The 14,055-nt window shown below is 61.1% G+C and carries 13 protein-coding genes; 3 read left to right on the forward strand and 10 right to left on the reverse strand.

The genetic code is table 11. The annotated features are described in order from the left end of the window. Window positions 1-46 precede the first annotated feature (46 nt). Both AC1RQI_RS03965 and AC1RQI_RS03970 read left to right on the forward strand, forming a co-directional pair. Entirely contained in the window at window positions 47-604 is a 558-nt protein-coding gene (locus AC1RQI_RS03965) for a zinc ribbon-containing protein (protein WP_416635300.1), read from the forward strand. A 78-nt stretch (window positions 605-682) separates the two neighbouring features. Continuing rightward, window positions 683-1,666 (forward strand): aspartyl/asparaginyl beta-hydroxylase domain-containing protein, encoded by a 984-nt coding sequence (locus tag AC1RQI_RS03970; protein ID WP_416635299.1) that lies wholly within the window; start codon window positions 683-685, stop codon window positions 1,664-1,666. Here the strand turns inward: AC1RQI_RS03970 and lnt are convergent. The 5 genes from lnt to miaB are packed head-to-tail and all read right to left on the reverse strand — an operon-like array spanning window position 1,663 to window position 6,827. Further along, the gene (gene lnt, locus AC1RQI_RS03975) at window positions 1,663-3,168 is read right to left on the reverse strand and encodes an apolipoprotein N-acyltransferase (RefSeq protein WP_481903749.1); all 1,506 of its coding nucleotides are present in this window, start codon (window positions 3,166-3,168) and stop codon (window positions 1,663-1,665) included. The genes AC1RQI_RS03970 and lnt overlap by 4 nt on opposite strands. A 13-nt stretch (window positions 3,169-3,181) precedes the next feature. After that, a complete protein-coding gene (locus AC1RQI_RS03980; RefSeq protein ID WP_416635296.1) occupies window positions 3,182-4,021 on the reverse strand; it encodes an HlyC/CorC family transporter in 840 nt (279 codons plus the stop codon). 32 nt (window positions 4,022-4,053) lie between these two features. Beyond that, on the reverse strand, window positions 4,054-4,503 hold the full coding sequence (gene ybeY, locus AC1RQI_RS03985) for an rRNA maturation RNase YbeY (RefSeq protein ID WP_481903750.1): 450 nt from the start codon (window positions 4,501-4,503) through the stop codon (window positions 4,054-4,056). Continuing rightward, window positions 4,500-5,471 carry a PhoH family protein gene (locus AC1RQI_RS03990; protein WP_481903751.1) on the reverse strand — a complete coding sequence of 324 codons (972 nt, stop codon included), beginning with the start codon at window positions 5,469-5,471 and terminating at the stop codon, window positions 4,500-4,502. Before AC1RQI_RS03990 ends, ybeY begins: the two co-directional genes overlap by 4 nt. A 12-nt stretch (window positions 5,472-5,483) precedes the next feature. Beyond that, window positions 5,484-6,827, reverse strand: a complete 1,344-nt coding sequence (miaB, locus tag AC1RQI_RS03995; protein WP_481903752.1) for a tRNA (N6-isopentenyl adenosine(37)-C2)-methylthiotransferase MiaB — start codon at window positions 6,825-6,827, stop codon at window positions 5,484-5,486. Between the two features lie 269 nt (window positions 6,828-7,096). Between miaB and AC1RQI_RS04000 the strand changes: the two genes are divergently transcribed. Then, the gene (locus AC1RQI_RS04000) at window positions 7,097-9,184 is read left to right on the forward strand and encodes a bifunctional diguanylate cyclase/phosphodiesterase (protein WP_481903753.1); all 2,088 of its coding nucleotides are present in this window, start codon (window positions 7,097-7,099) and stop codon (window positions 9,182-9,184) included. Here AC1RQI_RS04000 and AC1RQI_RS04005 read toward each other — a convergent pair. The 5 genes from AC1RQI_RS04005 to AC1RQI_RS04025 are packed head-to-tail and all read right to left on the reverse strand — an operon-like array spanning window position 9,155 to window position 13,968. Further along, entirely contained in the window at window positions 9,155-9,766 is a 612-nt protein-coding gene (locus AC1RQI_RS04005) for a biliverdin-producing heme oxygenase (RefSeq protein ID WP_481903754.1), read from the reverse strand. The genes AC1RQI_RS04000 and AC1RQI_RS04005 overlap by 30 nt on opposite strands. A 45-nt stretch (window positions 9,767-9,811) precedes the next feature. After that, window positions 9,812-10,831, reverse strand: a complete 1,020-nt coding sequence (locus AC1RQI_RS04010; protein ID WP_481903755.1) for a nucleoid-associated protein — start codon at window positions 10,829-10,831, stop codon at window positions 9,812-9,814. A 3-nt stretch (window positions 10,832-10,834) separates the two neighbouring features. Continuing rightward, a complete protein-coding gene (cysN, locus tag AC1RQI_RS04015; RefSeq protein WP_481903756.1) occupies window positions 10,835-12,499 on the reverse strand; it encodes a sulfate adenylyltransferase subunit CysN in 1,665 nt (554 codons plus the stop codon). Window positions 12,500-12,533: 34 nt separating this feature from the next. Beyond that, entirely contained in the window at window positions 12,534-13,604 is a 1,071-nt protein-coding gene (gene cysD, locus AC1RQI_RS04020) for a sulfate adenylyltransferase subunit CysD (RefSeq protein WP_481903757.1), read from the reverse strand. Next, window positions 13,549-13,968: a PilZ domain-containing protein gene (locus AC1RQI_RS04025; protein ID WP_416635284.1), complete on the reverse strand. Its 420-nt coding sequence runs from the start codon at window positions 13,966-13,968 to the stop codon at window positions 13,549-13,551. The genes cysD and AC1RQI_RS04025 overlap by 56 nt, the downstream gene beginning before the upstream one ends. Window positions 13,969-14,055 lie beyond the last annotated feature (87 nt).

Here is a 14,055-nt window from a genome sequence, read left to right on the forward strand (position 1 = left end):
TGACAGGTAGGCATGCTGATCGCCAATTCAAGATAAGGAGAGAACCGTGGCCGAAAAACAGCGCCCCCGTCTCAGTGACGGTGCCGAGAAGTCCTATAATCGCATGCTCGAACGGGTGGAGTCCCGTCTGGCGGAGGCGGAGGAGCGTACCTGGGAACAGCTGCAGCAGGAGATTGAGGAAGCGGTTGAGTTTGAGCAGGAGGTGACGGAACTGACCCGTGATGAGCTCAACCTGCTCTCGACTTATCTGCGTCGGGATCTCTCCCATCTATTGGGGTTTGTCTCCGGAACGGGCGACGGTGTGGCCGAGTGGCTGCGGGTGGACCTGGAGTTGATTGAGGACTGGCTGGTCGATCGCCTGTTGTCGATTGCCGACCCTACCCGGCTGGATACCCTGGAGTTGCAGCAGAAACTGCAGGATACGGATCCGGACCACTATTTCGCGGGTGAGCTGGCCATGGCGGGGGTGCTGCGGTGCCTGAACTGTGGCCGTATGAGAACACTGGCGGAAACCACGCGCCTGGAGCCGTGCGAGTGGTGTGAATCCCACTACTTTGAGCGGGTCACGGCGCATACGCCGGATGTGGATCCCAGCACAGTCTGAGCCTGCATTCTTTGAATGAGTTCTCTAACTGTCCCAGAATGCATGCTTCATTGAGGCATGTATTCTGGGAGTGTTGCTATGTCGGTCTCTCTGGCCGTTTTTCTGTTGATTGTTGGTTTTGTCGTGGGCTCCATGGTCTACGTGTACCGCTTCCGGGGCCAGGAACGGTATAAGAGCGCTGGTGAATACTGGCGCAAGGGCTGGCCGATCTTCAGTCCGCTGAATTGCCTGCTGTACCTGTTCACGAAAAAGCGGGCGCGGGCGCCCATCATGGACAGGGAGCAGTTCCCGGAACTCCAGGTGATCCAGGACAACTGGGAAACCATCCGTCAGGAAGCGCTGGGCTTGTATGAGGACCGGGTTTTCGACCAGACCAGTGATCCGGACTCCAGTGCTTACTACGACATCGGCTTCCGCACCTTCCAGAAGTACGGCTGGAGCAAGTTCTACCTCAAGTGGTACGGCACCAAGCACAACTCGGCACAATCGAGTTGCCCGGAAACGCTGAAGATCCTGGATCAGGTACCGTCGGTGAACGGAGCGATGTTCTCGATCCTGCCGGTGGGCTCCCAGCTTACGCGCCACGCGGACCCGGTGGCCTGTTCGCTGCGCTATCACCTGGGCCTGGCAACCCCGAATGATGATCGCTGCTACATCAACATCGATGGCAGGGACTATTCCTGGCGGGACGGGGACGACCTGATTTTTGACGAGACCTACCTCCACTATGCCCACAACGACGCGGACCAGTACCGGCTCATCCTGATGTGTGACGTGGAGCGGCCCACCTGGTTGCTGGGGCGGGTGATCAATTTCTTCTACAAGGGCCTGATGCGCCTGACGGTCGTGCCCAACATGGATGGCGACCAGCGTGGCTTTGCCAACAACCTGTTTGCGCGCATTTCTCCGGCTCTGGCCAGGGTGCGTGAGCTCAAAAAGACCAACCGGCGCCAGTACAAAGCCCTTAAGTATTCCGTGAATGCGCTGCTGGCGCTCGCTCTCGGTGGCGTACTTCTGGGTGGTTTGATGGCCCTTGATGGGCTTGTCGCCTTCGTCGCTTAACGGGTATTGCGGCGCTGGCGGCCGAAGACGATCAACACGGCCGCCAGCGTTACCACCGGCCAGGAGCCTGTCGCCATGAAAGGCGTGGTTCCTGTTACCGGTTGGATCTCTCCTTTCAGAACATCCCGTTCATAGTGCCTGGCCTGGGCGCGGATCCGGCCTTGCCGGTCAACAATCGAGGTTAGGCCGTTGTTGGTACTGCGCAGCAGTTCCCGGCCGGTTTCCAGGGCGCGCATGCGCGCAATCTGGTGATGCTGGAAGGGGCCCAGGGAATGCCCGAACCAGGCATCGTTGCTCACGGTGGTCAGGAAGCTGGTGTCCGCCGCTTGCTGGGCGACGAAATCCGCATAAGCAATTTCATAACAGATGGCCGGGTGGGTGCTGACATCCTGGAACCGTAGCGGCGGCTGGTTTTCCGGGCCGGGCCGGAAAACCGACATGGGCAGGCTCAGGAACTGGAGGGTGCCCCTCAGCAGTGACTCAAACGGCACGTACTCACCGAAAGGAACGAGCCGTTGCTTGTGATAGGTGCCCTGTCCGGGTCCCACAGTCATCAGGCTGTTATGGAACACCGGCTCTGGATAGTGCCGGCTGTTACCGTACCAGGGCAGGCCGGTGATCAGGGTGGTGCCGTTCGCAAAGGCGCGGCTTTCGAGGGCATCCAATACCTGGACGGCCTGTCCCTGGGTGGCGGGCAGGGCGGTTTCAGGCCAGAGAATGAGGTCCCGGCCCCAGAGGGGCTCCGTGAGCTCCCGGTAGATCCGGATCTGTTTCCGGAGCATGGCCGGGTCCCATTTGTCATGCTGGGAGATGTTGCCCTGGACGGCCGCCACCGATAGCGGATCGCCGTCGGGCTGGGTCCATTGCGCCAGGTTGAGCAGTGGCGCGGCCAGCCAGGGCAGCAGGGCGAGCGCCGTGAAAGCGGCGGGGATCCAGCGGGCGGTTGACCGATGGTGGTGCCATGCCGCCACCAGAAGGGCTGCCGTGGCGGCTGTGATCAGCGTGACGCCGTGCACGCCCAGAACCGGCGCCCAGCCGGCGAGCGGGCCGTCTACCTGGGCGGTGCCGGCATAAAGCCAGGGAAAGCCGGTGAGGAGCCAGCCGCGCACCCAGTCCATCAGGACCCAGACCGCTGGGAACAACCAGAGACTCCGTCCGGTGTGGCTGCCGGCAAGTCGCCCCCAGCACCAGAAGGCAATGGCTGGAAACAGGGCCAGGCCCATGGCAAACAGAAGCGTCATGAGCGCTGCCAAAGGAGCCGGCGTCATCGCGTATTCATGGATGCTGACGTAGACCCAGGAAGCGCCGCTGCCGAACAGTCCCAGCCCCAGGAACCAGCCGTCCCGGAACAGCGGTCTTGCGTCCCGGGCGCTGCACAGGAGCAGGATCAGCACAAGGGACAACAGGGCAGTGGGCCATAGATAGAAGGGAGCAAAGGCCAGCGTCTGGAGTGCGCCGGCGCCGATCAGCGCGGGAATTCGGAAGAGGCGGTTATGGATCACGGTGTGTCTGGCATCATGCGATGGGTTTAACCTGGATCAGGCGGATCTTGCGGTTGTCGGCGTTGAGAACCTTGAACCGGAACCGGTCCACGGTCGTGGTTTCGCCCCGTCTGGGCAGGCGGCCGAACTCCTTGAGCATCAATCCGCCCACGGTGTCGAAGGCTTCCTCATCCAGCGCTGTTCCAAAGAATTCGTTGAACTCGTCAATGGGGGTCTGCGCCTTGACGGCGTAGATGCCGTGTTCGCGCTCGCGGATCCGGTCATCGTCATCCACGTCGTGCTCGTCCTCAATGTCCCCCACAATCTGTTCAAGCACGTCCTCAATGGTGATCAGCCCGGCCACGCCGCCGTACTCGTCCACCACGATTGCCATATGGTTACGGTTCTCCTTGAACTCCTTGAGCAGCTGGTTACAGCGCTTGCTTTCGGGCACCACCGTGGCTGGGCGGAGGATGTCGCGGATGCTGTCCCGGGTCAGGTTGTTACGCAGGGCCAGCGGCAACAGGTCCTTGGCGAGCAGGATGCCAATGATGTCATCGGATGTATCCCCGATGGCCGGGAAGCGTGAGTGGGCGGAGTCAATAACCTCGTTGATGTAGGAGCCAGGATCCGCTTCCGCCTTGACGGTGACCATGCGCGAGCGCGGGATCATGATCTCCTCCACGCGCATGTCCGTGACCTGCATCGCGCCCTCGATGATGCTCATAGCATCCGAGTCGATCAGCTGCTGGAACTCAGCGTCGCGCAGGATGCGCAGCAGGTCTTCAGGTGTACGGGGCTCACTGGAAAAGGCCTGGGATAATCGCTCCAGCCAGGAGTTCTTCGTCTGGCTATTGGATGAGTCGTCGCTCATGGGGTCGCTTCCGGATTCCTGTACGCGGGATGCTACCGATAGGGGTCGGGAAAGCCCAGTTCCGCAAGGAGGCGTACTTCAAGGCTTTCCATGGCCTCTGCCTCGGCGGCGTCCTGATGATCATAACCCTGAAGGTGAAGCATGCCATGAATGACCAGGTGTGCCCAGTGGGCTTCAAGGGGCTTATTTTGTTCCCGGGCTTCGTGTTCGACCACGCCAGCACAGATGACCAGGTCGCCGAGAAGGCCCAGATCCACGCCAGCCGGTCCTTCAAACGGGAAGGACAGGACATTGGTGGGATAGTCCTTGCCGCGGTACTGTTGATTGAGCTCATGGCCTTCGGCTTCATCGACCAGCCGCAGCGTGACCTCGGTGTCATGATCACCCTGCCAGCCCTGTCGTACCCAGCGCTGGAAATCATGCCTGGTGGGGACGTTGGCGCTGTGGGTTGCGGGCTGCAGATCGAGGGTGACTTGGCTCATGCGTTGCGGTCGTCCCAGTCGTCGTAGGCTTCCACAATGCGCTGGACCAGCGGGTGGCGGACCACGTCCTCGGCGCCGAAATAGGTGATGCCGATGCCCTTCACATCCCGCAGTACCCGCAGTGAATGCTCCAGCCCGGAATGCTGGCCACGCGGCAGGTCGATCTGGGTGATATCACCGGTAATGATGGCCGTGGAGCCAAAACCGATGCGCGTGAGAAACATCTTCATCTGTTCCCGGGTGGTGTTCTGACTCTCGTCCAGAATGATGAAGGAGTTGTTCAGTGTGCGTCCGCGCATGAACGCCAACGGTGCGATCTCGATCACGCCCCGCTCGATGAGCTTGTTGACCTGCTCGAAGCCGAGCATTTCATAAAGGGCGTCGTAGAGCGGCTTGAGGTAGGGATCAACCTTCTGGGACAGATCTCCCGGCAGGAAGCCGAGTTTTTCGCCGGCTTCTACGGCCGGGCGCACCAGCATGACGCGCTTGACCTCTTCCGCCTTGAGCGCTTCCACGGCACAGGCCACCGCCAGCCAGGTCTTGCCGGTACCGGCTGGACCCACGCCAAAGTTGATGTCATGAGTCCGGATGGCGTGTACATAGCGCTGCTGGTTATCCCCCCGTGGCTGGATCTTGAGTCGGGGGGTATCGATGACCTGTTGGGTGCCGTTGTAGTCACTGGTCTCGGGCAGCCGTTCAAAGCCGGACTCTCGGATGAACAGGTGGACCGTGTCCGGGCTGATGTCGTCGTTGGCTTCGGTTTCTCGATAGACGTGCTTAAGCACCTCCATGGCGGCAGTGGCTGCCTCGCCATCACCGGTAACCCGGAAGTGGTGCCCCCGGTAGCCGATGCGCACCCCCATGCGTTTTTCAATGTGCTTGAGGTGTTCATCGAACTGGCCGCAGAGCGCGGCCAGACGTTCGGTGTCGGCGGGTTCGAGCTGGAATTCGCGGGTATCGGCGCTCAAAAGGGCCTCGATTCAGTAACGGTTGGCGTCGATCATGACGCCGCGCAGGGAATTCGGCAATGCCTCGGTGATCTCGACGTCCACGAAGGAGCCAATCACGTCCGGCACATCGGTGCGGAAATTGACCACCCGGTTGTTCTCGGTCCGGCCCTGGTACTCACCCGGATCCTTCTTGGATACACCCGTGACCAGGATACGCTCGATATTACCGACCATATTCCGGCTGATGGCCATGGCCTGCTGGTTGATCCGGTCCTGCAGGATTGAAAGACGCTCCTTCTTGACGTCTTCGGGGGTGTCGTCGGGCAGGTCCGCTGCCGGAGTGCCGGGGCGGGCACTGTAGACGAAGCTGAACGAGACATCGAAGCCAACGTCGTTGATCAGCTTCATGGTGTCTTCAAAGTCCTTCTCCGTTTCACCCGGAAAGCCGATGATGAAGTCCGACGACAGGCTCAGGTTGGGGCGGATGCGGCGCAGCTTGCGGATCTTGGACTTGTATTCCAGGGCGGTATGGCCGCGCTTCATCAGGGCCAGGATCCGGTCCGAGCCGGCCTGGACCGGCAGGTGGAGATGGCTGACCAGCTCTGGCACCTGAGCGTAGACGTTGATCAGTGCGTCCGAGAACTCCACCGGATGGGAGGTGGTGAAGCGGATGCGGTCAATGCCGTCGATGTCCGCCACCCAGGTGATCAGCTCTGCCAGGTCCATGGTGTCGCCATCAAGGGTCTCGCCGTCGTAGGCGTTGACGTTCTGGCCCAGAAGGTTGACTTCCCGAACACCCTGGCTGGCCAGGTCCCGGACTTCTTCCAGCACGTCCTCGACCGGACGGCTCAGCTCTTCACCACGGGTGTAGGGCACCACGCAGAACGAGCAATACTTGCTGCAGCCCTCCATGATGGAGACGAAAGCGGTGGGGCCGTCCACGCCCGGGCCAGGAAGCTCGTCGAACTTTTCGATCTCCGGGAAGCTCACGTCCACCACGCCAACGCTGCCTTCATGATCGGCCTTGGTAATCATTTCGGGCAGCCGGTGCAGGGTCTGGGGACCAAAGACCATGTCCACGTAGGGGGCCCGGTCGATGATGGCCTGACCTTCCTGACTGGCAACGCAGCCGCCAACGCCGATGATGGCGTCCGGATTATCCTTCTTGAGGTGCTTCCAGCGGCCAAGCTGGTGGAAGACCTTTTCCTGGGCCTTCTCGCGGATTGAGCAGGTGTTGAGCAGCAGGATGTCCGCGTCGTCGGCGGTATCCGTCAACTCCACCTCGTGACTCTCGCGCAGCAGGTCGATCATGCGCGAGGAGTCGTATTCGTTCATCTGACAGCCGTGGGTCTTGATGAAGAGTTTCTTTCCCATGGTTGCTGGCGTTCTGTGTGGTTGGAAGATCGGCGATTATAACGTCTGGACAGGTAGGGATGTAAGTGTCCTCTGAAGCGAGTGTGGTCAGCAGGGTGCTGGCTCGTTGTCAGTTACCCTGACGCCAACCTCTGTTTCGGAACGGTCTGCAGTTGAGGGAGAGGTACTTGCTTGCGAAGTTGGCGAGGGTTGCCCACTATGTCGTTAGTGAAATGACTTTCAGGTTGGCCAGCAAGGCGAACCGCCAGACTGGGGATGCACGCATCAATATGACGCCAGATCCCGATCCCGCGTCCACTGGCGACCTCAGTGGCTGTGATAGGGAACCCATCCATATACCGGATGCCATTCAGCCCCATGGCTGCCTGTTGGTTGCCCACCCGGAGACCTTTGAGGTTCTTCAGGTAAGCGCCAACCTGGCTCACTATCCTGGACTGGAGCAGCCCGATGCGGTTGGGCGTTCGCTGGATACGGTTCTGCCTGCCGCATTGCGCCAGTTTCTGCATGGCTGTGATGCCAGTGTTGACGGGGAACCCCCTCAGCGTACCGACCTGGAACTGGAAGCGGCAGATGGCACGCCGGTGTCGGTCATGGTCTCACTCTATCGCACCGGCGCCATGCTGGTGCTCGAGGTGGAAGCCTATCCTGCAGCGTCAGAAACGAGTGCTACCGTTTTCCGGGCTCTGGAACAGTTCCATTTTGGTTTCCGCCGGGTAACATCCAGTATGACGGTCCTTCAGACGGCGGTGGATGAAGTGGCCCGTCGCACCGGCTATGACCAGGTGATGGCCTACCGGTTTGACTCAGACTGGAATGGGGAGGTGATCGCGGAGTGTCGCGAGGCGTTCATGCCCTCGTTCCTGGGCCACCATTTCCCGGCTTCGGATATCCCGGTGCAGGCCCGGGCCCTCTATGCGGTTAATCCTGTGCGTCATACACCGGAAGTCCGTTATGAAGCTGTGCCGTTAGTACCCGCTCCGAACCCCGTCACTCAAGCATCCTTGGATATGACGTGGTGTGCCACCCGCAGCATTTCACCGGTACACCGTGAATACATGCGCAACATGGGCGTTGAATCCAGTCTGTCACTGTCGGTGATGATCGACGGTGGGCTCTGGGGCATGATCCTGTGCCATCATTCCCGTCCGCACCGTATTTCGCCCATGTTGCGCTCCTATCTGCGGATGGTGGTCCAGAGTACTGGTGATGCTTTGCGCGTGGCGCTACAGAGGGAGCGTGAGCAGGAGGCGGAGGCCATTGTGGGCCAGATGCGCACCGTGCTCCATCAACTTGAGTACGACGAAGTCGGGTTGCTGTCAGCGCTGAAGCAACACTGTGAGATCCTTCAGGCTTTTGACGCGGAAGCGCTGGTGGTGCGGTTGCACGGCCAGAGCGTGACCTTGGGTCGAAAGGTGCCGGCGGGCGTTGTGGAGGCAATCGAGAGCGAGGTGGCCGAGGAGGCCAAGCTAGCGCCTGTCAGCAGTAGTCACATCCGGGATCGCATTCACGCCCTACCCGCGGGCCATTCGTATGATTGGTTGGGCGGTTTTCTCTATGCGCGATTGGGCAGCGGTCGTAATGACGCCCTGCTGTTTCTGCGTAGTGAGCGTGTCCGTCACGAATTGTGGGCGGGCGACCCGAATGAGGGCGATGTTACCAACAAGCCCGACGGTGGCCCCCGTATTCATCCGCGTCGTTCCTTTGGTGCCTGGCAAAGGCAGGTGCGTGGTTGCAGCCTGCCCTGGGGAGAAGCCCATCATATGGCGGCGGAGCGTTTGATGAATGGGCTTGCCAGCCATCTTGCCGGTGAGGTGGAACGGCTCCTTCGGTATCGCGCCAATCATGATGCGTTGACCCAGCTGCCCAACCGCAACCTGCTCGACGACCGGCTGAACCAGGTGTTCCGTCGTGTTAACCGAACAGGGGAGCATGTGGTTGTGCTGTTCCTGGATCTGGATGGTTTCAAGCCTGTCAATGATCACTACGGCCATGAGGTTGGCGATGCCATTCTCCAGCGGGTGGCAGAGCGTTTCGTCGCGGTGCTGAGGGAGGGGGATACGGTGGCCCGGGTGGGCGGAGATGAGTTCGTGTGTCTTTTGGAGGGATTTCAGAATATTGCCTCGGCCCGCGAAGACGGGGCTGCCTGTGCGCAGCGGTTGGTGGCGGCACTGGAGGCACTGCGTTTTGAGCACGGTGATATCCGGCTTTCGAGCAGTGTGGGGATTGCGATCCATCCCTTGGATGGCGAGGATCCGGAATCTCTTCTGAGGGCGGCGGATCAGGCCATGTACAGCATCAAAGGGGAGTCCGGTCGGCGTTACGCGTTTTCAGCGCCGCTCCAGCCAGGCCTGGAGTAACCGGAAGGTGGTCCTTGCTGTGTCGATGGTGCGGCTTTGGTCTGCCGGGTCGCATGCCTGACCGAAATGGTTCGCAGCCTGCTTGAACGCTCGCCACATACGGCCTCTCTCGTCGCCGTAGCAGCGGTAGAAACGGTCCCGGTTTTCCAGCCAGGAGCCAAGGCCTGTATGCAGTCGGCGATGGATAACCTCCCCGCCCAGAGTGGCTCCTTCCAGCACATAAAGGCAGCCAAGGCCTTCAGCTGCGTCCCGTAGCGGCGGCAGCTGGGAACAAAAGGTGAGCCCTTCCGGTTTCGTGCCGCAGGCCTCCAGATCCCTGGCCAGAAGCGGGGCCTTGCACCTCGCTTCCATATCAATGTCGCTGCCCTGCCAATCGAGCCTCAGAAGCTGCTGTTCCAACGGCTGGTAGAACGTATAGAAGCCGGCCAGCAAGCGTACGTAATCCGTTGGCTCGCGGATACTGTCGGGGATGTCCAAGGCCGCTTCAATGCGGTCGTGTTCGGGGCGGGTCTCCTCGCGCAAGCAGGTTGTCAGGGCTGTGTCACCCTGGTTGGCGTTCGAGCTAGCGGCGTTGGTGGTCACAATGAGAGCCCCCGCTGATGCATGTTCGTCCCTTAAAAACCCCCGTTATTCATCCCCCTGATCGAGAAAGCTCTGGAGCTGTTCCTTGAGGCTGCGGGGAACCTGGGTGATCACCAGCGCATCCCGGTCGCGGTCGTAGTGGACGGCCTGGTTGACCAGGTCGGAGGAAAACGACAGGCTCAGTCCGTTGCCCTTGCCCGCAATCCGGACCAGTTTCTTCACCTTGCGCCGGTCCGGGTGCAGGACCTGGTCCGGCCCTACCGCCTGGGATTCGGCAACATGGTCGGCAAAGCGCTCTGGCTCACTGTCATCAATATAGCTCGAAAGGGCTGAGAGCGGTACCGGCTCGCCCAGTGCCTCCTGCTCGTTGCAGAATTCAAACGCGCGATGGCGCACGGTCTGGGCGTGTTCCGGCTCCTTCTGCTGCTGGGCAAAGGACTCCACCGCTTCCAGAAAGGTCTGGGTTTCCGCCTCTACGTCCACTTCCTGCTGGAAGCCTACCAGGCGCGTGAAGCACTTGCCGATCTCGCCGGTACCCCGACCCTGGAGCACCGTCAGGTAGTTGTCCGATCCCTGCTCGCCGCGCCAGCCTTCCAGCTCAACCCGCGCCGCGAGGTTCAGGCGGGAGCGGCTGATGGTTTCGGTGGGCTTGAGTTCCAGGCTGGGGTCCAGGGTAAAGACCGGATCCATTTCCAGTGCGAACAGGTACAGCACCTCACCATCGGCCAGTGATTCATGCACGATCAGCAGTGGGCGCTCGGGGTCCGTGTCCGCGCGGGTGATTTCGTCCTGCCATTGGTCCAGGACCTGGTTGGTGAAGGCCTCGAAGGTCTGGCGACCGTCGAGGTAGTCACCCAGCCACCCGCGCATGGGGTGGCTGGCGATGTCGTCTGAAAAGCGGCCGTAAGCCTTGCCGGGCCGGCTGTTGAACAGCTTTTTGAGCTGACGGTGCAGCGCCTCGTAATCCTCGCCCGGCTCGGCCATGGCCTCGCCCGCGGTGGATTGGGCAGGCTGGCCGCCGCCGGGGAGGGTGGCCCTTATGAGCCGGAGCTGGTGGATGGCCATGGGTCAGCCCTGCAACCGCTGTTCCCGGCGTAGTGTTTGCAACAGCTCCTGGACCGCCTTGCTGATACCGGCGTCATCATCGGCATTGACGCTGTAGTCCGCTGGCGTGCCGCTGATGCCGGCGGTCAGCACGATCAGTCCCTGGCTGCGCATGACCTCGGCCATATTACCACGGTCCTGTTCCGAGTCCGTGTTCGTATTGTCGAGCACGGTGGCGGTCTTGCCCACGTCGAACAGGCTGCGCTGGAGCGCTGTGGCCAGTTTGTCCGCGGCATCCCCACCACAGTTGATGATCAATGGCTTCTGGTCGAGCCGGCGCTGCCATTCCTCGATGGTGACCGGGTTCATCAGCCCTTCGGCGTCGCTGGCCGTGCTCTTGATCATGCCGGCGCCGATGGTGATGTTGGTCAGTCGATCAATGATGATGAACGCGCCCGTGGAGCCGCAGTTCGGGTAGGGGTCGAAGGCCAGCGGGTGGCTGACGGCGAACTCGCACAGCCCGATTTCATTCAGGGCCAGTTCGCTGCCCTGCTGTTGCTCCAGTGTGTTGACATCGGTCTTGTAGTGGACCTTACGCATGGCGCCGGAGGTGTAGCGTGGGCCCTGCTTGATGTCGTACTGGCGTCCAGGAGCGAGGGGGTCGTCGGTCATCCAGACGACGTTGGCGTTAAAGGCCGTGGCCACTTCGGGCATGTTGCCGGCGTGCACCAGCATGTCACCGCGGCTGACGTCGATCTCGTCCTTCAGGGTCAGGGTGACGGCCTGGTCGATATGGGCCTTCTCCTGGTCGCCCTCGAAGGTCACGACCCGGTCCACGCGGGTGGAGCGGCCCGAGGGCAGGGCAACCACTTCATCGTCCGGCTTGACCACGCCACTGGCGATGGTGCCGGAAAAGCCCCGGAAGTCGAGATTCGGGCGGTTGACATACTGCACTGGGAACCGGAAGTGCTCGAAATCCTTGTCGCGGGAAATCGGTACGGTTTCCAGCACCTGCATCATGGGCTGGCCGTCGAACCAGGGCATGTTATCGCTGGCGTTGACGACGTTGTCGCCTTCCAGGGCGGAAATGGGGACGAAGCGTACGTCCTCAAGACCGAGGTGGCCGCAGTAGTGCTGGTAGGCCTCCTTGATCTCGTTGAAGCGTTGTTCACTGTAGTCGACCAGGTCCATCTTGTTGATGGCGACCACCACGTGCTTGATCCCCAGAAGCGACGCCAGGAAGGAGTGGCGTTTGGTCTGGGTGAGTACGCCGTGGCGGGCGTCAATCAGGATGACCGCAAGCTGCGCGTTGGAGGCGCCAGTGGCCATGTTCCGTGTGTACTGCTCATGGCCGGGGGTATCCGCCATGATGAACTTGCGCTTGTCCGTCGAGAAGTAGCGGTAGGCCACGTCGATGGTGATGCCCTGTTCCCGCTCGGCCTGGAGGCCGTCCACGAGCAGCGCCAGGTCCAGCTTTTCGCCGGTGGAACCCACCTTGGAGCTGTCGGACTCCAGCGCGGCCAGCTGGTCCTCGTAGATCATGCTGGTGTCGTGCAGCAGCCGGCCGATGAGGGTGCTCTTGCCGTCGTCCACGCTGCCGCAGGTCAGCAGCCGCAGAAGTTCTTTCTGCTCGTGCTGCTTGAGATAGGCGTTGATGTCGGTGCCGATCAGGTCTGACTGATGTGACATTGGGTCTTGTCTCCGAAAACCGGGTTGGGCGCGCTTAGAAGTAGCCTTCCTGTTTCTTCTTCTCCATGGAGCCGGCGCTGTCGTGGTCAATGACCCGACCCTGGCGCTCGGAACTGCGTGTCAGCAGCATCTCCTGGATGATCTCGGGCAGCGTATCCGCTTCGGACTCAATGGCGCCGGTCAGCGGGTAGCAGCCCAGGGTGCGGAAGCGCACGGACTTCATTTCGGGCTCTTCACCCGGCTCCAGTGGCATGCGGTCGTCATCGACCATGATCAGGGTGCCGTCGCGCTCGACCACGGGGCGCGGCTTGGAGAAGTACAGCGGCACGATCTCGATGTTCTCGAGATGGATGTACTGCCAGACGTCCAGCTCGGTCCAGTTGGACAGCGGGAAGACGCGGATGCTTTCGCCCTTGTTGATCTGGCCGTTGTAGATGTTCCACAGCTCCGGGCGCTGGTTCTTGGGATCCCAGCGATGGTTCTCGTCCCGGAAGGAGTAGACGCGCTCCTTGGCGCGGGATTTTTCCTCGTCCCGGCGAGCGCCACCGAAAGCGGCATCGAACTTGTGCTTTTCGAGTGCCTGCTTGAGTGATTGGGTCTTCATCACGTCGGTGTGTTTGGCACTGCCGTGGCTGAAGGGCCCGATGCCCTGATTCACGCCTTCCTCATTGATGTGGACGATCATGTCGAGATCGTACTTCTCGGCCATCCGGTCCCGGAATTCGATCATTTCCCTGAACTTCCAGGTGGTGTCCACGTGCAGCATGGGAAAGGGGATCCGTCCGGGCCAGAAGGCCTTGCGGGCCAGGTGGAGCATCACCGAGGAGTCCTTGCCGATGGAGTAGAGCATCACCGGGTTGTCGAACTCGGCTGCTACTTCCCGCATGATGTGGATGCTTTCCGCTTCCAGCTGTTTGAGGTGCGTGAGGTTGTATTGGGTCATCGCGCTCTGTACCGCTGTTGACTCGGAATGGAACCGCCTCTTATAAGAGCCGGCTTCAACTGAACAAAGGATTATACCAGAGTCCTGGGGTGGGTAAGAAGGGTGTTCAGGCACCGGCGGCAAGTTGCTCTCTGATGTAATGCTCGAGCAGGGCATGCGCATCGTCGGCGAGCGCGGTGAAGGACATTCCGACGTGGTAGCAATCCCGGGCGGTGCGGCGAACCATGACCACTCCGCACCGGGCGCGAATGCAGGAACTTCCGGCACCGTGGATTGGAAGGCGGAATGTGACGTGAACCGGGATGGCCATGTGCGGGGCTACGGGTTGGCCGTTGGGAATGAGTTGTTCCAGCGTTTCCGGTGGGCACACCACCTGGAGTCCACAGCGGGACAGGGTGTTGATGGTGGTGTCTGGCAGCGACTCCCCGCCCCGTTCAAGGGAGGCTTTCAGCGTGACCTGAATGCGGTGGTGGTGGCGCAGGCCAGGCCGCTCGCTCAAGCGATCCAGGACGGATGTCGCTGCCATGAGTCAACCCCGGGTAACGCGATTTAACGAAAGCGTAGCCGTTGTTCCCGGGGTCCACAAACCTGTGCCATCGCACGGGAGGGTGCG

It is taken from the genome of Salicola sp. AFF1, from assembly GCF_056783195.1.